Consider the following 25,988-nt stretch of genomic DNA (forward strand, 5'->3'; position numbering starts at 1 on the left):
GTGATTACTCCTCAGATGAATAGGTTTTGTCAGCAGTGGCTTTCTCTAAGAGGTACCACATTGCATTATTTTCGCCACCTGACTCTGCATAGCCTGCAAACTCAGAGTAGGCATCGACTAAGTCGACATGTTCGCGTGGCCAGCTCCACTCATCGGTGATAAGCAGTGCCCATGGGTGGTTGTCAGTGGTTTTGAAGTAACGGTCATTTTCGGGGTCACTCGAATCTGACCACCATCCATACCAGTAGGTATCGAATTTCTCGGTTGGTGCTTGGTCTGCTAGATGGATTTCTAAGCCGCGGCCTGGGTTATACCAAAGGCCATCGCGAACGTACGCACCGGGTGTTGCAAACATGAATGGGTCGTATGGCATCGCAACTAAGCTATTGGTATCAACACCTTCATTGAAGTAAACATCAATTTCGAACTCAAAGGAGATCGCTTCCTGACAATGTTGCGCGGTACGGTAGTACATGCAGCCATCAGGCAGTTTTCCTTTCAAGTCGTCTGACACAATAAAGATGGCTTCATTGGCGTCTGATTCAAGGCCGTTTTCTTCTTGCAGAACCATGTTGTAGCTCATGGTAGTGGCTGCATTGATGTCTTCGCGGTTCAAGCCGGGTAGGCGGAAAGCAAACCCATTGTGGTAGCCCGCGCCGTAAGCTGCTAGGTAGCCTTTGATGAGCACTCGCGTGATCTCGTCATCTTTGTTTAAGGTCTCAGTGATGCGGAAGCGAATAACCACGTCATTCATGTCGTAGTCGCCTTCTTTCGGCCAGTTATCCTCAAACGCTACCGTGGCATAACCACTTTCGTTTGGGTAATGACGCATTGATGAGCCGTCTTCCATGATGGTGACTGGGTGGTCTTCAACTTCCCCTGTCGTTGCACCGCCGTCAAAGCTCAGGCCACCTGCTTCCGAGAAACGGAAACGAGACCAGGTTGAACCGATTGTTGCGCCAGCTGGGACCGCGACTGAGATAGTGTTGGTACCCGCAGACAAGAGGCTGTTGTTGACGATACGTTCGTTGCTGTCTTCAAAATCGCCATCGCCATTCCAGTCAATCCAAGCGGATAAGCGACCCGCTTGTGAGGCTTGAACAGAAACAAGCGCCGTTTTCCCGACTTCCAGTGCGGTAACAAAGCCCACACCGTCTTCATCCGAGAGACCCGCTTTGTTGTCGTCTAGTGGTGATACGAAACCATCGCCTTCACTGTCTGGTGCGATTGAACCTAAGTAGTAACCCGAGTTGATTTCATGGCGAGGGCCATTTGAACTCAATTTGGTTTTGTACGAATCTGGTGCGTCGCCGAAATCAATGGTGGAATCTTCATCAATGACTGGCGCATCTTCACAGCGCGCACCGTCGTTTTGGTTAGAGTTTGGACCGGCAGCAAAGCCTTCAGCACCGACAGTGTCGCTGTTGATATTGTCGGTATCGGACAGGTCGATTCGGAAAATTTCACCGTCACCATTGCGCGAAACATAGTAGTAGCCGTCTACATCAAAGTAACCTGCGCCAAATGTGCCTGTTTCTCCTGTCTTGCCAATTTCAGTGGTAGCACCTGTGCTTGTATTGATTTCGTACAATTTACCGTTGCTGTTTTTCACCGCATAAAGGTTGTTGTTACCCGGATGAAAAGCAAAATCGGTAATACCTAATGGTGCGCTAGTAGAAATCGTTTCTGCCTCCAGCGTCGCATTTGGGTCGCTGTCCAATGGCGTTAAATCGATTTTGTAGAAACCTTGGCTAGGACCGTATAAGTAGTAGTATCGGTCGTATACGTCACCGACGTAAAAACTGTAATTAGGCAAGCCATTGACTTCAATCACTTGCGCATTAAAGTCTTTGTCGAGTCGAACCACTTTCTTACGGCTTTTCTCAAAACCGTAAATATATTTGTGCTCGAAGCCTACGCCGTCTCCCGTACCGTTATCAAAACCAACAGCATTGATACCACTGTTCGACAAACCCACATCGTTGGTGATCAGCGTTGTTGAACCCGTTACCAGGTTGACACTGTGCACTTGCACTGGATTCGACTGAAACAAGTAGGCCTTGCTTGGACATGTATCAAACGGCGACGCGAACGCAAGAGGCGAAACCGTTGTAAGTAGAGCTGCAGTTAGAAGGCGAGACATAGACATCTCCTTGGATTAAGTCTGGGAGTACTCTTTCAAGGAGTGTGCCAACTTTAAAGTGTTGAATTATATCCAATTTAAAAATCCAAGTGTTTTTTGTAAATGGATAACTGGTCAGAATGACAATCAAAAAAATAAAGGATCTGGTGGTTTGTCAAAATGAGAAAATAACAACATGGAGTATGGTAAATATGATTTTATGACAGGTTTCATTGAGGTGGTTAGCTATTTCTTGGCGAAAGTAATGGAGGGGTGATTGAGAAGTGAAGGGCGGATTTCTCCGTTTTATATTTGTGCTTTTGTATACCTTGATTCGAGTGGTTACCACTGCGTTCGTCATCGACAAGGCGCTATTCATAAGGTGCTGAAAAATTGCTTATATTACCCTCACTCTCTTTGGTTTTTACACTGCTGAGACTTTCATCAGCAAGTCAGGCTATTCCAAGCTATATTGAAAGTTGTGTTTCATAACTGATACACCCTTTGGGTTTGTTGAAAATAAAAGGGTAAACATGAAAATTATTTTTGCAGATGACATGGCTGATATGCGTGAAAGCATCGTTAATTCGCTAGAGGCCGTAGAAGAGCAGTTTGGGCCGTTTGAAATTTTGGGTCAGGCAAAAAACGGGCAGGAACTCATTACCTTAGTAGAGAGATACCCAGACGTAGATCTTGTGCTGACGGATTTGCGAATGCCAACCATGGATGGCCTGTCTGCATTGGTGTATCTCAAAGCCAATGTCAAAGTAAAAAAGATTTTTGTCATTTCGAGTGAAAGTATTATTTCTATCAGTCAGGCAGAAAAACGAAAAATCGAGGCCGACATTGAAGAAAAGATGGGCCTCTTGGATAAAATTGCTCATCGAGTGATAGATAACGAAGTGGTGGAAGGGAAAATAAATTCGATTTTGACAGGGTGTGAAAAGCTTCGCCTTGACCCGATAAAAGTGGCCGAATACTACGGCGCGTCTGGGTATATGAGAAAACCCATTTCAAAGAGAAAGATCGCCAGCCTATTTGAAGAAATGGCGACATCTCGGGGTTTTGTCAATATTGGACTCGTATAATTAGACATGGGCCATTAATAACAAGTCACGCTTATTTGCCATTAGGCTGGATATTAATTTGTAGGCGTACATATAACTCCTGATTTGAGGTGCGATCAATGAGTAATGTATTAGATAAGCAAGCATCATGTTTATCACAATATGCAGCCAGCACAACATCTGCTAACACCGCTACCAAGCGCGTCGCCCAAAAAAATCTTGTGTTTTCACTTGCTGATGAACAGTACGGCATTCCGTTATCGTCGGTTAAAGAGGTCATTGGTTTGGTCAAGGTGACGCCTATTCCCCACGTTCCCTCTTTTTTTAAAGGCCTCATTAATCTGCGCGGACGTATTATCTCAGTCATTGATCTCAGGCTGAAGTTGGGCTTAGAAGAAAAGGACTATGACCCCAAAAGAACATCGATTGTGATTAGCGATGTCAATGCGCTAATGATTGGGAGCATTGTCGATGATGTGAATGAAGTTGTGGGTTTTGACGAGGAACAAATAGAGCGGGATTTAGAAATATCACACAGTATTAAGCGTGATTACATTACTGGCGTCGCGAAGGCAAAAGAGAACTTGGTTTTACTGCTGGATATAAACAAAGTACTGGACCCTGATGACTTAGACATCATTGGTCACCACGCTATTGTTGCTTCCCAACAAGACGGAAGTGAGGGATAACATCATGTTTGATAGCCTTTCGCTTCGAGCCAAGATTATTCTCGGTAATGCTGTAAGCTTGTTGTTTTTGGTCTTATTGGGGGTAGTAAGTGTTACCAGTCTCCAACAGCTAAGAGAAACTGATAACTGGGTGGATCATACACATCGAGTGATTAATCGAGCATTAGAAATTGAAAATGCAGCCATCAATATGGAAACCGGGATGCGTGGTTACCTATTAGCCGGTGATGAATCGTTTCTGGCTCCATACACTGAGGGGAAATCTCGTTTTAACACGCTCATCAACGAACTTAAAACCACGGTGGATGACAATCCTCCACAAGTTCTTTTGCTCGAAAATGCGCAAGAAACCATCGCAGAGTGGCAGCGTTCAGTCACAATGAATGCTATTGCGCTTAGGCGTGATATTGGATTCGTTCAAACCATGGATGATCTGTCAGCGGAAGTGAATAAGGACAAAGGGAAAGCGTATTTTGACCGCTTTCGTTTGTTGATTGGTGAATTTGAGGCTGAAGAGAAAGCCCAGTTTGTAGAAAGAACGGCAGAATTCGACAGTTTTGTTGGCCTTGATGACATTAAGAATGAATCAGTATCCATGCAAAATACTTTTGAGGCGATTGAGCAAATTTCCCTCATAGAAACAACGGTTTTGGGTATGGAAACCGGTATGTATGGCTACTTACTGACGGGCAATGACGCATATCTTATCCCTTATACCGAAGGGCGTAACCGTATTGATTTCCTATTGAACGATCTCAGAGCGAGTGTCGTCAACAACCCCAAACAGGTGCAGAGATTAAATGATATTGCCATGGTGATATCAGAATGGCGTGCTCAGATATCCGATAGGAATATCGAGCTTCGTCGAGAGATCAGTGATGCGAAGACGATGGAAGATGTTGCTAATTTGGTGGCTCAGGGAAGAGGAAAGGTTTTCTTTGATGAGTTCAGAGGGCAAATAAAGACTTTTATTAAGCGAGAAGAAGTATTGCTCGGTGAACGTCAGGCATCGCTTGAAGCAGCAATAGGGAGGACAAATAACGCGATAATTTGGGGTGTTGCTCTCGCGGTACTTATTTCTATTCCCATCGCTATTTGGCTTAGCCGATCCATTATGGGTCCGTTCCAGCTTATTTTCCGCGGCTTGCAGTCTTTCAGCTCAAAAGAATTATCAGAGTTGAGTGTGGCGTTTAATAGCGTAGTGAAACGGATGGCAGAGGGTGCAGGGCGTTTAGCGACGGTATCAAACAGCATTGATAATGTGTCACAGAACCTGTCTCAAATCTCGAATCGCCAAGCGAGTTCGGTAGAAGAAACGTCGGCAAGCACCGAAGAAATTTCCGGCATGGTTCGTATCAATGTGCAATATGCGGAAGAGTCAAAAGATCTATCAAAAGAAGTCGGAGAAAAAATGACGGGCTTGGAAGACGCCATGCAGAAGATCTCCGAATCTAACCATAAAATTGCTGATCTAGTGAAAATAATTGGGGAAATTGGTGCTAAAACCGCCATTATCGATGAAATTGTATTCCAGACGAAGTTGCTCTCTTTCAATGCATCGGTTGAGGCAGAGCGGGCAGGTGAGCATGGTCGAGGGTTTGCTGTTGTCGCTCAAGAAGTGGGTAACCTTGCTCAGATGAGTGGCAAAGCCGCTACAGATATTTCCGTCATTGTTAAACAAAGTATTTGTGAAGCAGAGAAGATCGCGAAAGAGAATACTTGTCGAGTAGAGAAAGGCTCGAACATTGTTGTTGAAACCAAAAAACAATCAAATTTGGTGCTTGAAGGTGCTTCAAAGATCTTCGACGCCTCTAATGAACAGGCGCGAGGGATTCAGGAAATCAGCAATGCGGTAGAGTCGATCAACAAAGCGACTCAGCACGCTGCTTCTATCGCCGATCAAGCGTCAAGCTCCAGCTCCGAACTGAATAAACAAGCGGAAGATTTAAACCGTATGGTGGCAAACCTGAATAGCTTTCTTCGTGGGCATGAAGCGGCGTCGATTGATGAACCGGTCAACACAGTAGATGCGGAGCTGCGCGACCATTACGAAGCCCAATCATTATCGGGTATTCGCCGAGAAATAGATAATGCCACTCACTCTGCTCCTGAAGCATCTCAGGAGGTAGAAGATAGCGATAATCAAGCCGCATGGAACCGGCTTTAGATTAATGGTTTTGGTCGCAGACTATGCATTCTGAAAACCCTGACCAAATCGAGCCTTACTTCGTTGAGCCAATGTGTATTGGTGACGCGGAAGAAATGTCTAAACAGGAGTTTGATTACTTCTCGACGCTGATCTTCCAGCATGCGGGTATAAAACTGGAAGTCGAAAAGCGTAGCATGCTTGAAATGCGCCTGCTTAAACGGTTAAGAGCACTGAAATTAGGATCCTTTGGCGAATACATGCGAGTGCTGAAGCAGGATACTAGTGGTATTGAGTTGATTGCGTTTACCAATCTCATCACAACCAACAAAACCTCTTTCTTTCGTGAGCAACGCCACTTCAATGTGCTTCGTGAGGATATTCTTAAACGCACTCGTCCAGAAAAAACATTTATTTGGTCGGCGGCGTGCTCCAGCGGGGAAGAACCTTATTCTTTGGCTATGCAGTGCGAAGTCATTAAGAGTGAGCAGGCTAATTTCGACTACCGTATTCTCGCGACTGATGTCGATACTCAACGGCTAGATATGTGTGCGCTGGCGGAATACCCAGATGAACAACGTGAAGATATCCCCAAACTTTATCAACATCAGTACATTCAACGTATTACGCGCGATAGCGACACGTTTACCGTGGTGGAGCGATTAAAGCAAAACATCAAGTTTCGGCAGCATAACCTGATTCACTATCCTGAAAAATTTGGTATTCAGTTTCACTATATATTCTTACGAAATGTGCTGTTCTACTTTCCGCCCAGCACGGGGGAAAAAGTGGTTCGTGCTTTGGTGAGCCAACTGCAACCCGGTGGTCTGTTTTTTGTGGGGCTGACTGAATCTCTTCAGCACATGGATGTTGGCTTGGAGTTAGTGGATGTGTCTGTCTATCGTAAACCCGAATTAGGGGACGCGAGAGATGAATGAAGTTCAAGTGCGCTCAGGGGAGTTTCAATTTGCTTATCGCAAACCTATTTGGCTTCACACTGTGGTGGGTACGTGTGTGGTGGTTTGTATCTGGGATCAAGAAAATCAAAGCGGTGGAATGTGTCATTACCGTTTGCCTATTGCGCCCAATGCTATCGCAATGGGAGAGCTGGTGAATGATTATGGCAACTGCGCCATTCCTAACTTGTTGAAGAAGTTCAAACACACATCGTCAAACCCGAAAAACCTCATGGCTTGGGTTATCGGAGGTGGGCAAGTGCATGATGGTGAATTTATGCAATCCCAACAAATTGGGGAACGAAATGTTCTCGTCGCATTAGAAACGCTTGCGCACTATGGATTACCCATTGTTGGAACATCAGTCGGCGGCGGTTCTGGTCGGCAGATTCGATTTAACCCCAAATTCGGGGAAGTGGATTTTCGCTTTGTTGACGAAGCGACAAGTGGCACTGAAAACACTGAGGTAAAATTATCACCGAATCTGAAGTGGGTGTATGCGATATCTGAAAGTGACAATTTTAAAGCATCGGTCGAACAGGCGCTTTGTCATGATCCGAGTGTCCACGTTCAAGCTGTGCATGATATTGAGAGCATTGGCCATTGTTTCGCTCATCAAGCACCACAAGTGTTGATTATTGACTCGGAGTATCTCTCATCGGCCCCGTTGCCGATGATTTCCTCATCGTCGGCATTGTTTCAATCTTCTATGCGAGATGAAGCATCACAATCATTTCGTCTACCCACCGTGGTGGTTGCTCATGAAGTCACGCCACTGATTGGTACTCATTATCGAACGTTGGCTCAAACGGTCGGAAACCGAATTCTGGTATCGACACCACAGCACCTTGAAAGGGTATTGGCTTCAGCAATAGGCTTGAATGCGTTATCGGTGCCTTTGCATACCCAAGCGGTTACATCGTCTCTAAATCAACCATTAGAAAAAGAAGGCGGCGAACCGGATGGGGTAGTGCTTATTGGTTCTTCTACCGGTGGAGTGGATGCGTTGGAAGTCTTGCTTAGCCAGCTTCCGGGCAAGATGCCCGCAATTTGCATTGCTCAGCATATCCCAGAAGGTTATTCATCCGCGTTGGTTCAGCGACTGAATACGAAAAGTCAGCTTACCGTCAAAGAGGCGGTAGATGGAGAAGTGCTAGCACGCTCTCACGTATATTTTGCGCCAGGCAACCATCACATCAAATTGGTGCAGCTAGGGGATGGGCAAGTGGTTGTGCGAGCCACGCAAGACCCACCCATCAATAGTTTTAGGCCTTCTGTGGATTATTTATTTGATTCAGCGACCAAGATAAATGACTGGCGCATTGTCGCCGCGTTATTTACTGGAATGGGAAGCGATGGTGCCAAAGGGCTTCACCGGTTGAAACATCATGGTGCGTTTACCCTGGTGCAAGATGAAAAAAGTTGTGTGGTATATGGCATGGGGCGAGTAGCGAAAGAGCTTGGTGCAGTATGTCGAACGGTGTCTATTCAAGAGATGGCAGGGGCGATACTCGACGCCTACCTCTCTCCCGCCTCTGATTTGCCACGCGGTGGTCAGGATCAATTCAGTAAGGAGCTTCGTTAATGTCCCAAACTGATTTGCGAACTCTTGTAGAGGAATTAGCCAACGATTTTACTGAGGTAGCGAACACGCTATCTCTGCCAATTGCTATCAGTCACCTTCAGCAGGACTTTTCTGGGCTAAATGACAAGCTTGAATTAGCGGTGGAAGAAGACTCTCGATTCCATGATCTTCAGTTTCTTATTCAACAAGTGCTGACATTGCTTGATCTGCGAGGTGCTGAGTCGAAAGATGCCGACGGAGATTTACTTGCGTTACTGGATTCGATAATCGAGACAGCAAGAGCAGAAACAGCCGCTTATTCAAAGGGAGACCGCGACGTTCTAGAAGATCGTGCGGAAGCAGCGAAGCGCCAAGAAAACATGGCAAATGAGATCAATGTATTGGCTATTTACGCGCTAGATACATTAGGTATTGACGTTAACTTAATCGAAGATGCGCCAGTTTTTGATGATGATGTATCCATCGAGCTTGATTACCTTGGCTCATTGGCTCAATTCAACGGTGAGGGCGGAGAGCCTGACGCCGACAAACAACGTCGTTCCAAAAAGCGTGAAAAAGAAGCCAAAGACGCGGATGCTCAGAACAAGTTCGAGCCTACAACCAGAGTTAAATCTCACTTGCTTGAGCACTTGATGAGTTACTCCGAAGAGCTTGTGCAGATCAGAAATACACTCGCTGATTTTGCTGAGAAACAAGAGAGCCTGGCGCTAACCGAACTGTCGAGCAAGTTGAAGACGGTTTCTGATGGCATGCTCAATGACCTACTGAAAACGCAAATGCGGCCGATTGGCAACTTACTCAGCAAATATCGTCGCATTGTGCGGGATCTTTCAAAAGAGTTAGGAAAGAAAGTCGACGTAGAGATACTCGGCGAAAACATCGAACTCGACAGCAACGTTATCGACGCCATCAATGAACCCCTAACGCACCTTGTGAGAAATGCCCTGGATCATGGTTTTGAGAACCAAGACGAGAGGGCATCTTCGGGTAAATCCTTGGTCGGCCGGCTAGTGATTCATGCATACAACGAGGCTGGTAAGGTCGTAATTAACATCTGCGATGACGGAAAGGGCATCGACAGAGAAAAGGTTTTGAGCAAAGCGATGTCAAATGGGTTAGTCACGCAGGAAAGCCTGCAGCAGCTCAGCGACAAGGAAATACTGGAGTTAATCTTTCATCCCGGCTTATCAACCTCAGAGCAAGTTAATGCACTCTCTGGCAGGGGGGTGGGTATGGATGCAGTGAAACGAAAAGTCGAAGACATTAAAGGCACCATTGATATTCATTCACAAAAAGGCGTGGGCACGGAAATCGCGCTTATCTTCCCGCTGACGATGGCAACGTTAAAAGTCGCGTTGTTTGATATTGGGAATGTGACGTATGCCATTCCATCTTCAGATATCGCGAACATTGTGGCCATTAGCCATCAAAAAGACGGCTCAAATGTCAGGTTTGATAGTGGTCATGCACTTTTGTACCAGAATGACAAAGTGATCCCATTGATCGAGCCTCATGAGTACTTGGGAGAGTTGGCGGAACAGCGTGTCTTCCGTCGCACGTATAAAGAGGGCATGCGCCACAGCGTGATTGTGTTTACACATCGAGGCCAACAATGGGGATTGCCCGTGGATCATGTTCGCGCATTTTTAGACATAGTGATAAAGCCCTTAGACCGCTCAATGAATGGCAACGATGTATTCGCAGGTGCAGCCGTGCTAGGAAGTGGAGATTTGGCGTTAGTGATCAACCTGAAGAAAGTGATTCAGTTTGCACAGGCGTATCACTGACAAAAACAAGGTTACGCGTTTTTTCTTATACTTAAGAATAATGTCATCAACAAAAGTAGGTGAGTGGAATGAAACTCTTAGGCAGTTTTTTGTTAGATTTCGAGCTCATTTCAGCGAAGGATTTGGCTGATGTCATGGTCGAGCAAATTCGTCAAACCCCGAACAGTTTGGACATCATCTACGAAAGGCAGCTGATCACGCCAGAGCAATTCCTTTCCATCGTATCGTTGCAAAACGACGAACATCTTGACCTTTGTTCCGCCTGTATAAGATTGGATATCTGGCGCAATGAGTTCTTTGACGTCATCAATGAAGAAGTGGCAAAACGCAGATCGACATTGGGACGTTTGCTGGTCGAAAAGGGCTTAGTCGAGCCACATGTGCTCTTGCCTATTCTCAAGCAATATCACGCGTATCGTGCAGAGAATAACAATGATTTTGCTTTGTTTTCCGAGAATACGCTGCTTGATCTCAACGAAAGCGAAGCCGAAGAAAGCGCGCCACTTGTCCAATTCGACCCGGATTTTTCACACGTTCAGGCCAGCGATCCGTCAGACTATATTGACCTTTTCTCCGAAGAGAAGGAAATCGAACTTGAGCTTGTTATTCTGGCCATTGAATCGTTGGGAAGCGACAAAAACGAAGCCGATCCTGAAGAGTTGTTGAACCAGTTTTTTACTGACTACCATTCCATGAAGGGAACAGCACGAAGCGTTGGCGCACCTCTTACAGAAAACCTTATTCATGAATCGGAGGACTTACTTACATTCTTCAAACGATTTCTCCATAAGGTCAATAGTGCCGATTTTGCTGCGCTTGCCGCCGTTAACTTGAAAGTATTGGATGCCCTCAGCAACTTGAGAAATGGCATGATCTCGTCCGGTTCAGAAGAGGACTATTGGCAGGCGACAGAGTCGAGAGAAAAGTACCTAAAGACACTCGGAGACATTAAGCGACTCAATGAAGAACTGGAGAATCGAGGTTACGAAGTGAATCTTGAAGATGTGCAGGATCTCTTTTAAAGAAGCTTTTGTGGAATGCATCAGCGTTGAAAAATGAACCAAAAGTTATATGACTTTCTAGATAAAGTAGAAAGTCGCTACTCAAACAACACAGGCGCATAACCAAAAATGCGAACCACTTCCTACTCCAAGCTCTATCTCAATCAGTGATATATTTGTTAGCTTAGTCAGTAGCTTCAACAGAAGCACTAGACACAAATATGGAATCTGAGCCACCGAAGGAATTGCGACTCTTCAGCTCTCAATGTGGTTCTGACTGATTCAATTTACCGTGACGGCAACTCCGGTTGAGTCTCTCCCAGTGATGGGGGCTTATCCAGGGGATGAGAGTGACGGTAATCAGCTGTTAAAGGAATATCTATGAACCTGAATCAAGTGACATTGACCGTTAAAAACATGGAGGAAGCGGTTACATTCTATAAGACGCTAGGGTTTAATCAAATTGTGGCGGATGAACATTATTGCCGTTTTAAATGCCCTGAAGGTGATTCTACATTTTCACTTTATTTGGGTGACCCAAACTCCCAAAGCAATAGCGTGATTTATTTTGAGCATGAAGAGTTGGATGCGTGGGTTGATGATTTGAAATCCCAAGGCATTGAGTTTGAACAAGAGCCTACGGACAAGGACTACTTGTGGAGAGAAGCAATGCTTACTGACCCATCAGGTAATGAGATTAAGCTCTACTGGGCGGGAGAAAACAGAATTAACCCACCTTGGCGCGTAAACCCTTAATTTCCTGCAAACTGTCAGTGCTTAAACCTCAAGGTGAACAGTGTGGACAGTTCTTGGTCTGGGCAGTGTGGGTTGAGTTGGCCAAAGTGTGTGTGGTGGTGCAGTGGCGCGTTGGAAACTCAGGAAAGGCCAAACACTCTCATCTCTATGCCACAAAGCTAATCTAGAAAATCTAAGCCAAAAAGCTAGGCCAGACCCTAGTCCACTAAACTAAGAAATGATTCCGATGAACCGCCTCCCTAGAGTGTGTGATTTCATTGTATGATGAGAGAAGGCTCGCTTTCTTTTGTACGGATACGCTCATGGGTGACGCTTTACATCAACTCCAATTCTCATTGTCTATTACTGGCCCCATCTGCTTGATGCTGATCCTCGGGGTGGTATTCAAACGCATTGGCCTTATCAACGACAACTTCATCGAAGTGGGCTCCAAACTGGTTTTCCAAGTGACCCTTCCGACCATGCTGTTTATGAGTATTGTCGTCTCTGAACATGACTTCTCTGCCGCGAGTGGGTTCGTAAATTACGGCATCATCGCCAGTATTCTGTTTTTTATCTTTGCCTATATCTCAGTCAAACTGATCTTTAAAGACTCACCTCACCAAGGCGTCATTATCCAGGGGAGCTATCGCGCCAACACTGGCATCATCGGTATCGCTTTTGTGGCCAATGCTTATGGTTCACAAGGGGTCGCATTGGCGGCGTTATACGTGGCAGTTACGACGTTTATTTATAATGTTCAGGCAGTTATCTGCCTTTCACCGAAAGGAGCGGCTTCAGGAGCTCAAACCGCGAAATTGATGTTTCGCACCCTGACCAAAAACCCTCTTATCATTTCGATTATCTCTGGGATGGTGTTTTACTTCCTGTCGATTCCCGTGCCAGATGTCGCTATTGATGCAGGGAACTACTTAGCGAAAATGACTCTTCCTCTCGCCCTGCTGTGTACGGGCGCGTCGCTTAATTTTAGTTTGATGAAGAAAGAAAAAGGACCATCGTGGTTTGCAAGTAGCTACAAGCTTATCGTCGCGCCATTGCTTATTACTTTGGGTGCCTATTTGGTTGGCTTCAGAGGCATAGAGTTAGGGATCTTGTTCTTTATGAATGCATCTCCCGTCGCAGCAGCCAGCTACGTCATGGTGCGCTCAATGGGTGGGAATGCAGTGTTGGCAGCCAACATCATTGCATTTACTACGGTGCTATCGGCAGTGACATGCACCGTGGGGATTGTGATTCTCAAAGCGTATGGACTGATATAGCGAAGCGATATTTGTACTTTTCCTCATCGCTGTTTTGGGGTGCTCTAAATCGTTTATGCCCCAAAGTGAGTTAGGCTCTTTCTCTACTCGGATAATAGCTCCCCCGATTGGCCTTATTCTTTCTAATCTGAACCGAGATTTTTACTGTTGATAACAACAGCATCGTAGAGATTCAATGCATGTTGATGAAAAATGAAATTTTGGAGCTTTTTCACAAATCGACATCTCGAATGATTAAAAAAAGATATTAAAATCAGATGGTAACGAGCGGCTAAGGTATAATGCATTGTTATTAGAGGACAAAATGTCGTGTTTAATTCCGACATTTTGTCCTCTAATACACTGTTAGGTTACAAAGAAGGTTTTATGATCACTGGTAAAGATATTTCTCTAGCTGCAAAAAAAGATCTAGAGAGTTTTTTCGAAGATGAAGCAAATTTTACTCTAAATTTAGAGCTCGATTCAAATTCCGTACAACATGCGAGTGTTGTTGGCATTGGTGATAAATTAAGGGTTCGATTATCCAGAGACTTTTGTTCTGCACAAGTTAGTGGTATCGACGATTTGCATTACTTTTTATTTGTAGTTAGTCATGAAATTGCACATTATTTACATTCTCATAATGAGCATAAAGATGAATCTGATTACGATAGTAAGAGCGTAGAGGCTTTTGCTGATTTCTTTGGTGCCAGAGTGATGATGACTCTTTTAACATATGGGCAATGCTTTATTAAACTCTATGAAGAACTCGAGTTTAGATTTCATAGTGGGGAAGTATTAAATAGTATAGGTTGTGCTATTTCTAGGTTAGCGGAAACTTTATTCAATACTAGCTCTGATCTGTATTCAAATCGTATTACTAGGGTTGGACATTGTTCAGCAGGTATAACGTCATTCTTAGATAAACAATTCAGTAGTATTAATGTTCAACGCTCAGTGGATGTACTCACTCGTATTTATACTGCAGGCAATCTACCCACTATATTTAAACTTGAAGCCGAGCAGTTTAATATGGATCCTAATCTAATTCTAAGGTCTGATGAAATCCATAAAAACATACAAGGAATAGACCTCGGAATTACTAAAGGGGTAAAACCAATTTTTGCAATTTTTATCGGAACCTCATACTCATCGACAGAAGCTTCAAGGAACATGCAAATGAGTATTCGTCGTAGTCTAGCCCAAAAGCAAGGGTTTGATATCCCTGAATTAACCTAACAAGAGCTTTAAACGGAACTAAAACAGTGGGTTACGTTTCGCTTCGCTACACATTTTAACCCACTATTTTCGTCCGCTTAAGCTGGCGTTAAGCGGACTGCCGCTCAGGAGGAGCAATTGAAATTAACAGAATCTGAATTGGCATTTTGGAATAAGTACCTTGATTCGCAACCAGCAATCGAGCCTCATTTTGACTATACCGTCGAGGCTAACCCTGCTGGGGTACTCAGCATTACTGATAAGTTAATAGCTCTTTACTTGAATGGTACAAAGACGGCAGGCAGTGGGTTAGTCGAAGACTATGAAGTCGCAGGTGATGCATTACCAAAGGTGGGAAACTTTTGGATAGTTCTTGATAGCAATAGTGAACCTAGAATAATACTAAAAACTGTTAGAACTGAAATTAATAAGTTCCCAGAAGTTCCTGAGTACATTGCTATTGCAGAGGGTGAAGGTGATTTGAGCCTTGAGTACTGGAAAACAGTACATGCTAAATTCTATGAGCCTCATTTGTCTTCATGGAATCTCTTAAATATTAATGATTCCCATGTGATTACTGAGTTTTTTGAGCTTGTGTGGAAGTAGGTTTAGCGCATTACGATTATATAATCGGTCTGAGTATGCGTAAGTACGCTTAACAAGGCGCTAAAAACGGACTAACAAACGCTTGGCATTTTTGGTTCGGTTTAGTGTGGTGTTTAAGGTGGTCAATTGAGTTTGGTGGAAGGTTTGTTAGCCGCTTAGCTTGGCGTTATACCTTATCGGAGAAAATTACATGGAGTTAGTTGTACCATCTCAAGAGTTTCAGTCTGCTTTCGAATCTTTCTATGAGGACTTTGCTAAAAACGATGCTGAAAATGCTGAGTACTACCTTGAAGGTAAAATTGATTTTTCCAAATATGTTCAGCGCTTGAGTGACGAAGCTGGGGGTATAAACTTACGTGAAGGTTATGTGCCATGTAGTCATTTTTGGCTGATAGATAGTACAAGCTCTATCCTCGGAGCTATTCGGGTTCGCCATAATATCGACAATGATTTCCTCTCTTTAGAAGCTGGGCATATTGGCTACGATATAGCCCCCTCATCTCGTGGAAAGGGCAACGGTAAGTTAATGCTGAAGTTGGCGCTTTCGAAAGCTGCCTCTCTTGGCATCGAGCGAGCACTACTGACTGCTGATGAAGATAACTTTGCATCGCGTGGTGTCATCGAAGCTAACGGTGGTGAGTTTGAAAAAATCATTATTGGTAAGGTTTTCCCAAATCCTTTAGCTAGGTATTGGGTCAGCTGTGAGTAACGATATAACAAATAAGAATAAGTGTCGCGCAGCCGACACTTTATTCGGGTGTTGAGCAAGCCCGACGCCTCTTTATTGAGTAAATTGCTCGGATGAGCAGAAGATGGATCTATGCCCGTCACTTTTGTCAGGACGAGCGTCGCCATAGTTTTAGTTATTCGAATCTAACAGTTTAGAGTGCCAACTCTAACTGACTTCTGGCCAAAAATGATTTAGAGCGTCACTCTAAACCATGTGATCACCAAGCGACGTTGTCGTACAACACCTCAACTCGCTGCTTTGTTCGCTTCAACAAGGCCTTTCATGGTGTCAGTGACTTGCTTGAGCTTTAAGCTTTGTTCTTTATAGCTCATCGACACTTGCGAGGTTTCATTGGCAATGTTGTAGTTGCTGTTCTCAATCCCCGCCATAAGCAAACCAAGACAGGCACACTAGGGACTCTGATATATCGAAAAACTTGATATCTGACTCCAAGAAATTGCGTTGACAATCAATGCACACAAAGCCGACACTTCCGGAAAAGTAAGGAGGCTTGAGTGACAGATCTGATCCCTTTTCCTGATATCAGTGAAGCAGCGCTGAACAAGATGTATGCCTACCGTTTGGATCGGATCAGAACTGCCATGGCAGCGCAAAAAGCCTCAGTCACGGTATTGTTCAGTCCAGTCAGCATGCGCTATGCCGCGAATTTCGATGAATATCAGCTGTTCCAATCCCACATTCCCACAACCATGATGATTGTGCCAATAGAAGGGGCCGTTGCAGTTTTCGGCGCAAGTCAGCGGCATCATCCAAATATCGATATCTATCAGCCTTCTCGAATGGCGACACCTTTCGACGGTGGCCTCGATTTTACCGCAAGCTGTCGAGCCATTGTTGAAGACATTGAACAAACACTCAAACAAAACAACCTTTCGGATGCAGGCTTTCATATCGCACTAGAAAGATCTTCACCAATACTTAGCCGCTTACTGATTGAAAAGGGTTACTCATTAATAGATGGCGAAGCCTTGGTCGAATCTGCGCGAATGATAAAGCACCCGACGGAAATACAATGCCTTCGACATACCATCAATGTTGCACAGCATGGAATGGATAAAATGCGGGAATATCTTCGACCGGGCCTCACTGAATTGCAGGTATGGTCGATATTGCATCAGGTTAACATTGCGCATGGCGGTGATTGGATAGATGGCCGGATGCTCGCATCTGGCCCAAGAACCAATCCATGGCTTCAGGAGGCAACGCACCGCAAAATTGCGCTGGGAGATACCGTTGCTTTCGATTCAGATATGGTCGGACCGAATGGCTATCTTGCTGATATTTCGAGAACCTGGGTATGCGGCGGAGGGAATGGCAGCCAATCGCAAAGAGAAGCTTATCGACATTCATACGACGAAATTCATCACAACATGTCCTTGTTAAAACCAGGCGTGGGGTTTGCAGAGCTGACCGAGCGTGCCTTTAAAAGAGCCGAAAAGTTCAGAGATAGACGTTATGTCTGTGCATTTCATGGTGTCGGGTTGTGCGATGAATTTCCCAAGATCTACTACCCCGAAGATGCACGCTATAATAATTGCCCCGGTGAACTGCAGGAAAATATGGTTTTATCGGTAGAAAGTTACTCAGGCGCCGAAGGCGAGCCCGACGGCGCAAAATTGGAAGAAATGGTCTTGATAACGGCGACAGGTTTTGAGCGCTTGTCGACCTATCCATTCGAAACAGAGTTATTAGCTTAATCCAACCCTTACCACACCCTCATGCCTCGGGCTTTTTGTGCACTTTCGCTTTACAAGCAAACCCAAAAGCAAACTAAGACAAACCAAGACGACACAGACGACACAGACGACACAGACGTATGGTGTGACTGTTGGGGTGTATTTGCAATTGCTGCGCTCACAGGATTTAGGTCAACATAAGCCATTGCAGCCGCCAATGCTTTTTCATCTAAATCTCCCTTCCCAGAAATGCCCCTTGCATCTGTCTTCACGGTTCACTTTTGCAGCGATGCGTTTATTGATAAGGAGCATAAACCAACTGATTGACGTTAGACGTTCCCGCCAAGTCTCAATGATGTTCATACAGCTTTCGGATTCTGGCTCCGATAGCTAATCTCCGTGTATAAATCGCTGGATAAGCAAAGGACCTTGATGAAACGTCAACCAACGCTCTGCAACGTCGATTGGAGATAACGTCTTGGCTTTGTTTGTATTGATGTGCAGCACGACGTGATAGTGATTGCTCATGATGGCGTAGGCACAAACATCAATGCAAAACGCCTGGGAAAGCGCCAATAATCGCTTTTCAATCCATGCCTTACGATGCTCATAATTCTTGTCGGTCGTATTATCATGGCCGCATAGAAAGGAGCGACGAACGCATCGCGAAACGCAGTGGTAGTAAGGTGTTGCGTCAATACTGATAAGAGGAGATCGGGCTTGAGCCATGACGATATCTTTGATGAATGATGATATTGAGGCCAACGTATCGCAGCGAGTTAACCGTTTCATCGTTAGGTATTTAGGGTGGGCTTATTGGCAACGAATGTTGAAACTGACAGGTTTGTTCTTTTCTTGAAGTGTTTGTCCAATTGTTTGGACAAGAAAGAAAATTGTCGATTGTGCTGACTACAACAAGCCCATACTAGCTGTTAATCCTTGGGCTAAACAGCGAAAATCTAGTGTTGTCGGAGATGCAGCATCGAAAAAAGTTTGCCTGAATTAGAATTCAGTCGTTGGTGGAATATGGAATTTATACAATAGTTAAACACCTTACACCAATGAGTTCTTCTCCGGTCAATAGGTAATAGCCTTCTTTTCGCTGTACTAGCATTCAATGCTCTAGAGCAACAAAGCCATTAACTTCGCTTTTCCCTATCTCAACTTGTCCGAATACAGAAAATCAAGAAGTTATGGTTCTTAGGAGAACCTAATCTATCATTCTTTTCACTAAGCAGTTGATTTTAAGTCAAGCTATTAAAGAAAGACGGTATCGAAGTACGGCATATTGCCGTTCACAAGCGATATGAATATATTGAGATTCAGTACTTGTGCAGTTAATATATTTATGTAACATGTAATAAATTATCATTTTTGAAAATTTTATTGATATGAGTCTAACTTATCCATCATTGTATAAAGTCGCCGATGCTGCCTCATTATCAGCGCAGAAGTTACATCTTCGACTTACAGTAGCACACGCCATTTTACTTGTATTAGGTACTGCAATGGCTGTTAAATCATTACCAACCAGAGAATATAGTCTTCTCATCGCATTCGTATTCTTCGCTGCACTTGGTTTGTCATTGTTTTTGGGTGTCAAGAAATATGAAAAAAATTGGTATAATGGTAGAGCAGTAGCGGAATCGATTAAAACTAGCACTTGGCGATATTCAATGAGGGCTGCACCCTTTAAAAATTCCGAGTCTGTGAATTCAATTAAGTCTGAATTTCGAAATTTACTTAATAATATTTTACGTACTAATCGTGAGTTGGGTGATTTTATTGGTGAGTATCAAGACACTAATGAGCAGATTACTAGTACAATGGATCAGGTCAGGTCTTTATCTATCGAAGCAAGAAAAGCCTACTATTTGACGAATAGAATTGATGAGCAACGTAGTTGGTACACAACTAAAGCTGCTTACAACAAAAAAAAACAACGTGTTTGGTTTGCGGCTATCATCATTGCTCAAGCTGCGGCAATAGGGTGTGTACTTGCTCGTATTGCTTATCCTTGTTGGCAGTATTGGCCAACAGATACATTTGTGCTGATAGCCTCCTTTTGTATTAGTTGGAGTCAATTAAAGAAATTCAATGAATTATCTTCTGCGTATTCGTTGACTGCTCAAGAGATTGGAATTATTCGAAGTCAATCTGAATCTGTTGCTACTGAGGAGGAATTGTCTGAGTTCGTAAACAATGCTGAACTTGCTTTTTCTCGTGAACATACGCAATGGGTAGCAAGGAAAGATATGTAAGATTATGATAGAGAACCATTTGGCACTCCATCAGTTAGGATCTTTATCGCGCATAGTATCTGATAGTTGACGCGATACTTTCTGTATTCCAGCGAAAATCAGCTTTAGAGCGTGAAGTAAGCATATTTGAACTTTGGGTATTCCCATGTGGGATTACACCTATAATAGGCAGAAGGTTAACGAGAGCAGCATCTAGTTCCCATTCCATCCAAGCACTGTGGCTCGCGACATATCAGCAAGGCCAATTACGATATCAGACCCAAGGATCTTTGCATTGAGGAAACTTTTATGTCTGGGGCGTTTTCAGAGTTAATTGGTTCAAACTTAGATACCTCTTTAAACTCAACATAGAAATAGCCACGTTGCTTTAGAAGAGTTCTTAATTGAGTTAAATCACCAGAGTAATCTCACAAGTGGTTGACGAAAATTTTGTAGATTTTTTCGATGTTATCCTCATTTTACATTGATTCCATGCTAAAGATATGGGATTCATGGTCTTAATTCAAGTTTCTAATAAATAATAACATCGGTATTTACACTGTAATCTTTACCATCAATACTGGACACTGAATTAAGTGACTTCACATGATGATAGTTATGAGTGAATTACTAATTTTCAATTTTCCGAATCTGATTCCTGTCAAAAATGATTAAGGACGCCACTCTAAATAATTGTGATCACCAAGCGACGTTGTCCAACAACACCTCAACTCGCTGCTTTATTCCCTTCAATAAGCCCCTTCATGGTGTCAGTGACTTGCTTGAGCTTTAAGCTTTGTTCTTTATAGCTCATGGATACTTGCGAGGTCTCATTGGCAATATGATGGTTGCTGTTCACAATTCCCGCCATGGATTCCATAGCGGAGTTCACCTGCACAATCCCTTTCATTTGCTGGTTGAAAGCCTCACTGAACGAGTCGATTTCTCGTGATAGCCCTTTGATTTGATCTGAAATGCCGGAAAAGCTGACCTGCGTTTGTTCTGATAGGGCTTTGCTTTCTTGCACGCGAAGCTCGGTTTCTTTAACTATCTCGCCAACCGTGACCATCGAATCTTTCAGCAGCTTGTCTATGTCTTGCGAGGCTTGGCCTGATGTGAGCGCAAGTTGGCCTACTTCTTGGGCGACGACAGCAAAACCTCGACCATGTTCGCCAGCACGTTCAGCTTCAATAGAGGCATTCAGTGAAAGGAGCTTGGTTTGAAAAACGATGTCATGAATCACTTTGGTGTAATCCGAAATCTTTTGGATGATGTCGTTAATTTCTTGGAGGTGCTTGTTGGAGTTTTCAATTAACACAACCGAGTGTGCCAATTTCCCCATGTTTTTGCTGCCTTCATTGCTTAATTCCAGCGTGCCTTTTGAGACGTCTAAACAGCCTAAAACGTTCTGGTTTGTTTGTTTCACCATTTCCGTGATTTCAGAAATGGCAGACACGTTGGAATCGAGCGCTGCGCGTTGTTTCTCTACACCGTCTGCAAGGCTTTCTGCGCCTTTCAACACAAGCTGTGAGTTGTCCAGCGCGTCATCCGATACCGAGGTTAAATCCTGTGTAATCTCGATAAGAGGCTTTGATAGGCGCAGCGCAACGATGTAAATGATGGCGCAGAGTAGGGCGATGATGGTTAAAAAACACACCAAAATGACCTGAAGGTTTTGTTGTAGCGCAGCTGTTGAATTCTTTTCGTTATAGGTAATGTTCAACACCCCTAACAAGGTGCCGTCTTGCGACAAGATATCCCCAGTATAGGTTTTCACTGCGTGGTCGACGTCTTTGGGTTTAGTCTCTGTGTAGGGAATAGCATTCCCATCGACAAACTCTATGTGGTCGATGTCTTCATCTTGCATACCGACACGGACGAAATCTTCCAATGCAGAGAGGTCATAATTGAGAATGTAGGATTTGCTCGATTGCTTAAGAAAGCTTGCGAGCGCTTCTACCTTTCCTTTTTGGATCTTGGAAAGCTCATTCGACGTCATCTGATGGAAAAACAGGGCGGCAATGATCAGGAATATCGTAATGCTACCAATCAAGGGTAATAAAATACGATACCGCAGTGACAGCCCTGAAAATATCTTGAACCATAGAGTCATACAATCACTTCATCGTTTGAATAGGTAAGGCTTTTCCGTCTTCAATTTGTGTTAGGTACACGTCGTCTAACCCTTGTCGATCGGACTGACTAAAGTTGATTTTTAGGCCACCAAAGTCTTTGTTTTTCATGCCTTCCATGGCACTAATAAATCGCTCTCGTGTTAAGTATTCACCCGATTGATCTAGCGCATCAACGATTACCATGGCGTTTAAGTAACCTTCCAATTGCGTGTAATACGGGTTGTCGACGCCGTAGTTATTCATGTCGGCTTTAAAGTCGGAGATGATTTGAAGTTTGCTTTCATCGGGGTTTGGCATGACTTGCGAGATGTAGCTGCCGTCGCCAGCAGTGCCCAGTTCAGCGATCAGTTTCTTGGTGCCGACAAAGGAAATGTTGGCGAATTTCGGGTAAAACCCTTTGTCATGGGACATCTTTATAAATGCGCCACACGCTTGATATGCGCCCACCATAATCACGGCATCAGGCTTTTGCGCCATGATAGTGTTTAAGCCTTGCTCAACATCCAAGGTATTGCGCTTATATCTGCCTTCGGCGTGTATTTTTAGGCCACGTTGACGAAGCGCTCTTTGTACGCCAGCTTTACCTGCTGCACCGTAACCATCATCTTGAATAAACACGGCGATTTTCTTGTAACCGAGGTCGTTGATGAAGTGATCGACTAGCTTTTTGGTTTCACTGAAATAGCTCGCGCGGATATTAAAGATGTTTTTGTTGGCGGGGTTACGCAAAAACTCTGCGCCAGTAAAGGGGCCAATATAAGGAATTTTCGCGCGGTTGACTTCTGGCACCACCGCTTTCGAGGTAGGCGTGCCGACAAAGCTTACGAGGGCAAAAACCTTGTCTGTATAAATGAGCCTTTTGGCATTTTTCGCTGCACGGTCGGGTTCATAGCCATCGTCGAGTGAAACGACGTTGATCTTGCGGCCATGAATACCACCTTGTTGGTTAATCTTTTCGAAGTAGGCGAGAGTCCCTGCTTTAACACCACTCCCCAGCCCTGATGCCGGCCCTGAAAGGGCGTTACTCATCCCAAAAGTGATTGTATTGTCTGTGACGCCAATTTCGGCGGTTGCTGCTGTTGAACAAAGCCAAAGCATCAAGATGGTGCAATGCAAACCTTTCATTCGTAACGCCTCGTCTAATAACTGAGTTATCAATGAGTATAGAAAAGAATTCATATGTCACATTAATGATTCTTGATGAGGTGTGCTGTGGTGTATAAAGTGGCGTTTTCTTTTAAATCGGCAAGATGATACTGAAGTATGGGCAATTGCAATCTTTGCAAAAGCAGTATTAACTTGCTTTTGTCGACGCGCGTTTTAATAAGATGGCTCATACTTGGAGATTAGCAGTTTCTCTAGCATTAAGCTGGATATGTAAGCTCATGTCGGTCATCTATATGCAACTTTTGGTAAGATCGAGTTTTTGTTTCAATTGTTCGATGCACGTACAACGAGACCCTTAGGCCAGCTGGTATCAACGTCTATGGCTAAACATTCTCGTATGGGTTCATCAAGGATGTTGATAGCTCGAGAATATTTACCGTAACTCTGTTCAAGCTGTCATGCACAAACTCGACTGATCTTTGATTGTTGGCATCCTTCGTAATTTACATTTGCATTTCGATTGGTATTGGAAGAACCAGCTGTTGTCGTCGTTTAGGTCTAATCCGATACGGAAGTGAACTCGGTATACTCGATTGTAGTTAACCATGTATGCTTTCGCTTTGTTAAAGAGAAGTATTTCCAGAATCCAGTATTAGGTTTTTTTCTAACACACCATTAATGGTATGAATGACCTTAGTCTCGGCAACACGTCAGTCCTTCGGCTTTCTGTTGTAGCTGGCTCGTTATAAGAAACTGAGCCAGCATGCCTTGATAACACTGAGTCTCGAAACGACTAAATTACGTTGACCTCCTACTATCAATCACTTTGGTCTGGCTTTCCAAACTGTCGTCAGCAAACATTTTGTTGAGTTTTGGATTTCTTCCGCTAGCTCCTTTATACGTTTCGGCTCAGACGCCTCAAGCCCGCCAAAGCATAGTTAGTTTTTCTGTTGTAATTGGTTTCGCTACCTATGCGATGTTGATCGTAAATATCGTCGACTTTCGCGCCCACATCGGATTTTTCAAGGATCTTGACTTTCTGTGTTCAGAAAATAGTGACTTTTTCATTGTGATCTCATACTTTTTGCTGTGGAAGAAAACTCTAGTTTAGACTGTCTAAGTGTATGGAAAGTGAATTCAAATCAACATTTATTCGGGAAGCTACAACAATAAAATAATACTATAAATGGGTGATGCAATTTAAATAGAGTTAACGGTTTTTTAGTGAGCTAACCAATTGAAACTAAGATTATAAATGCTGAGGAGATAATTATTAAAGTGGTAATAAATAGTGCTCTATCTAAAGATAGGGGGTAGTCATTTATAGAATAGTTTAGTATTCTACATCCATTTGTTTTCAATCCCAAGCTGACTATTTTTTTTGAAAAATCTAGTGGTGAACGGGGGTCGAAATCAAGAGTTAGGTCTGTAGTCATACTTTCGTTTATAGTGAAAATCAAATCACCTTTACAGTTTGAAGTTTCACCTATATCGATATTGCACTCTTTGGCTAGATTTTTTGTGGTCATCTCCCAGTAGTTGCTGTAGTTTATTTCTCTCTTGAAATTGTTTTTATTTATTTCAACGCGAGTGTAATTGTTGTACTTTAAGAATATGGTTTGTTCTAATTTTTTTTGATTTATTATTTCATTTATTTCCCATGTTACCCCTCGAGAGTATGATGGGCTTATAAGGATGAGTGAGGCGTTCTCGATTAATTTTGACACTAAGGCTTTCCAGTTTTCGTGATATCCAATATGTGATATATGATTAATTGTCACATCGTCTTTTTCACCGAGTGTTATTACTGGCATTTTTGAATCCAAAGCTATAGCTATGGTTTTTTCTAAGCATTTGTCGTCTGGTTCAATGAAAAACTCTGTAGGCTCTCCGGGTTTTTGTCGGTCTGATTCATCTATATCAAAGTCTCTTAAATACAAAGAATAACTAGGGATGCTACCGGATTGATTTATGATGCTGTCTAACAACCTCTTTCTATATGTGTGAGGAAATCTAGATTTGAACCTACCTATTGTTGAGGTTGGGAAAATAATAGAACCTACAAAAACCATAAATAGAGTTTTACCGATGCATCGACACAAAAAAATCGCATGCTCAATAATGAAGTGAGTGGACTCTGTATGTTTTTGATTTATCATGTGTAAACCTTCCTGCTTAAAAATTGAAGGGATTAGTGAATTCAATAATTTTTAAAGAAATTGGTGCCATATTCTCTATTTATCTGAAAGGTAAAGGGAATATAATTCTCTAGGTTGAATCATTGTTCTGGATGCTGAGGCTTAGAGCTAACAAGTTCAAGTGAGGGGGAAGTGTTTGCTGCTAACATTATATTTCTGATGCTTTTGGATGAATTTACGAATAATTCATTCTGTTCAATGATGTGGCTATTACCTTCTTGTGTTTTATTTTGCATTTTACATCCTGATTTTAATTGTGTGATAATTTGGTTAAGTGTGAGTGTATAGGGCTTGGTGCTACTTTTAATCTAGTTTAATATTTTATGTTTTGGGTTTATTTGGTGTATTTTTTTGATTTTGAGAAGGTTGGTGTAAGTAAATTTTAATTATTTCTTTTTTTGTGTTTTAAATTTAATCTGAATTTCTTTTATTTCAATTGACTATGGATTGGGGTTGTTAATGGTAGAATGTTATAATAAACTGAAATATGTGCTGGCAAAGTCGAATAGTCATAGCATGTCACCTTGTTGCTCTGGTTGGGTCTTACATTGTTAACTTAGATTGCAAGCTTCAAATCCAACATGTTTAGAACACGTTCTGGTGTGCCTTCCTAAAACATGGATGGTCTACTGGATGGTCTACTGGATGGTCTACTGGATGGTCTACTGGATGGTCTACTGGGTTGTCTGCGTTCCACCCGCCCTTTAAGC

General features: G+C 43.4%; 19 protein-coding genes and 1 pseudogene. 14 read left to right on the forward strand and 6 right to left on the reverse strand.

Annotated features, from left to right (window positions below; all coding sequences use genetic code 11):
• Window positions 1-4: 4 nt before the first annotated feature.
• Window positions 5-2,143, reverse strand: coding sequence for an LruC domain-containing protein (locus Q365_RS0105085; RefSeq protein ID WP_028022323.1), 2,139 nt, complete (start codon window positions 2,141-2,143; stop codon window positions 5-7).
• A gap of 512 nt (window positions 2,144-2,655) precedes the next feature.
• Here Q365_RS0105085 and Q365_RS0105095 point away from each other — a divergent pair.
• The 12 genes from Q365_RS0105095 to Q365_RS0105150 all read left to right on the forward strand — a co-directional run bounded on the left by Q365_RS0105095 (window position 2,656) and on the right by Q365_RS0105150 (window position 15,880).
• Window positions 2,656-3,210, forward strand: a complete 555-nt coding sequence (locus tag Q365_RS0105095; protein ID WP_028022324.1) for a response regulator transcription factor — start codon at window positions 2,656-2,658, stop codon at window positions 3,208-3,210.
• A gap of 98 nt (window positions 3,211-3,308) precedes the next feature.
• Window positions 3,309-3,878: a chemotaxis protein CheW gene (locus tag Q365_RS0105100; protein ID WP_028022325.1), complete on the forward strand. Its 570-nt coding sequence runs from the start codon at window positions 3,309-3,311 to the stop codon at window positions 3,876-3,878.
• A 4-nt stretch (window positions 3,879-3,882) separates the two neighbouring features.
• Window positions 3,883-6,045 carry a CHASE3 domain-containing protein gene (locus Q365_RS0105105; RefSeq protein WP_028022326.1) on the forward strand — a complete coding sequence of 721 codons (2,163 nt, stop codon included), beginning with the start codon at window positions 3,883-3,885 and terminating at the stop codon, window positions 6,043-6,045.
• Window positions 6,046-6,068: 23 nt separating this feature from the next.
• A complete protein-coding gene (locus Q365_RS0105110; RefSeq protein ID WP_028022327.1) occupies window positions 6,069-6,962 on the forward strand; it encodes a CheR family methyltransferase in 894 nt (297 codons plus the stop codon).
• A complete protein-coding gene (locus tag Q365_RS0105115) occupies window positions 6,955-8,565 on the forward strand; it encodes a chemotaxis protein CheB (protein WP_028022328.1) in 1,611 nt (536 codons plus the stop codon). Before Q365_RS0105110 ends, Q365_RS0105115 begins: the two co-directional genes overlap by 8 nt.
• The gene (locus tag Q365_RS0105120; RefSeq protein WP_028022329.1) at window positions 8,565-10,352 is read left to right on the forward strand and encodes a chemotaxis protein CheA; all 1,788 of its coding nucleotides are present in this window, start codon (window positions 8,565-8,567) and stop codon (window positions 10,350-10,352) included. The genes Q365_RS0105115 and Q365_RS0105120 overlap by 1 nt, the downstream gene beginning before the upstream one ends.
• A 68-nt stretch (window positions 10,353-10,420) precedes the next feature.
• Window positions 10,421-11,374, forward strand: coding sequence for an Hpt domain-containing protein (locus tag Q365_RS0105125; RefSeq protein WP_028022330.1), 954 nt, complete (start codon window positions 10,421-10,423; stop codon window positions 11,372-11,374).
• 360 nt (window positions 11,375-11,734) lie between these two features.
• Complete coding sequence (locus tag Q365_RS0105130) at window positions 11,735-12,109, forward strand: VOC family protein (RefSeq protein WP_028022331.1); 375 nt, start codon at window positions 11,735-11,737, stop codon at window positions 12,107-12,109.
• Between the two features lie 302 nt (window positions 12,110-12,411).
• On the forward strand, window positions 12,412-13,368 hold the full coding sequence (locus tag Q365_RS0105135; RefSeq protein ID WP_028022332.1) for an AEC family transporter: 957 nt from the start codon (window positions 12,412-12,414) through the stop codon (window positions 13,366-13,368).
• Window positions 13,369-13,734: 366 nt separating this feature from the next.
• Entirely contained in the window at window positions 13,735-14,586 is an 852-nt protein-coding gene (locus Q365_RS0105140) for an ImmA/IrrE family metallo-endopeptidase (RefSeq protein ID WP_028022333.1), read from the forward strand.
• 117 nt (window positions 14,587-14,703) lie between these two features.
• A complete protein-coding gene (locus Q365_RS25465; RefSeq protein WP_051563747.1) occupies window positions 14,704-15,171 on the forward strand; it encodes an ASCH domain-containing protein in 468 nt (155 codons plus the stop codon).
• 190 nt (window positions 15,172-15,361) lie between these two features.
• Window positions 15,362-15,880: a GNAT family N-acetyltransferase gene (locus tag Q365_RS0105150; RefSeq protein WP_028022334.1), complete on the forward strand. Its 519-nt coding sequence runs from the start codon at window positions 15,362-15,364 to the stop codon at window positions 15,878-15,880.
• Between the two features lie 266 nt (window positions 15,881-16,146).
• On the opposite strand, the gene Q365_RS26950 is transcribed toward Q365_RS0105150, so the two are convergent.
• A complete protein-coding gene (locus tag Q365_RS26950) occupies window positions 16,147-16,290 on the reverse strand; it encodes a hypothetical protein (protein WP_245621499.1) in 144 nt (47 codons plus the stop codon).
• Window positions 16,291-16,416: 126 nt separating this feature from the next.
• On the opposite strand from Q365_RS26950, the gene Q365_RS25470 reads away from it, so the two are divergent.
• On the forward strand, window positions 16,417-17,619 hold the full coding sequence (locus Q365_RS25470) for a M24 family metallopeptidase (RefSeq protein WP_035024532.1): 1,203 nt from the start codon (window positions 16,417-16,419) through the stop codon (window positions 17,617-17,619).
• Between the two features lie 104 nt (window positions 17,620-17,723).
• Here the strand turns inward: Q365_RS25470 and Q365_RS27115 are convergent.
• Window positions 17,724-18,327: pseudogene (locus Q365_RS27115) on the reverse strand (alpha-amylase family glycosyl hydrolase); the annotation flags it as partial.
• A 662-nt stretch (window positions 18,328-18,989) separates the two neighbouring features.
• Between Q365_RS27115 and Q365_RS0105170 the strand changes: the two are divergent.
• Complete coding sequence (locus Q365_RS0105170; protein WP_035024534.1) at window positions 18,990-19,859, forward strand: DUF4231 domain-containing protein; 870 nt, start codon at window positions 18,990-18,992, stop codon at window positions 19,857-19,859.
• A 706-nt stretch (window positions 19,860-20,565) separates the two neighbouring features.
• On the opposite strand, the gene Q365_RS0105175 is transcribed toward Q365_RS0105170, so the two are convergent.
• From Q365_RS0105175 to Q365_RS0105185, 3 genes are all read right to left on the reverse strand, one after another.
• Window positions 20,566-21,951, reverse strand: a complete 1,386-nt coding sequence (locus Q365_RS0105175; protein WP_028022336.1) for a methyl-accepting chemotaxis protein — start codon at window positions 21,949-21,951, stop codon at window positions 20,566-20,568.
• Window positions 21,952-21,955: 4 nt separating this feature from the next.
• Complete coding sequence (locus tag Q365_RS0105180; protein WP_028022337.1) at window positions 21,956-23,098, reverse strand: ABC transporter substrate-binding protein; 1,143 nt, start codon at window positions 23,096-23,098, stop codon at window positions 21,956-21,958.
• 1,211 nt (window positions 23,099-24,309) lie between these two features.
• Window positions 24,310-25,239, reverse strand: a complete 930-nt coding sequence (locus Q365_RS0105185; RefSeq protein ID WP_028022338.1) for a hypothetical protein — start codon at window positions 25,237-25,239, stop codon at window positions 24,310-24,312.
• Window positions 25,240-25,988: the final 749 nt, after the last annotated feature.

The organism is Enterovibrio calviensis DSM 14347 (assembly GCF_000621165.1).
Taxonomy (GTDB): Bacteria; Pseudomonadota; Gammaproteobacteria; order Enterobacterales; family Vibrionaceae; genus Enterovibrio; species Enterovibrio calviensis.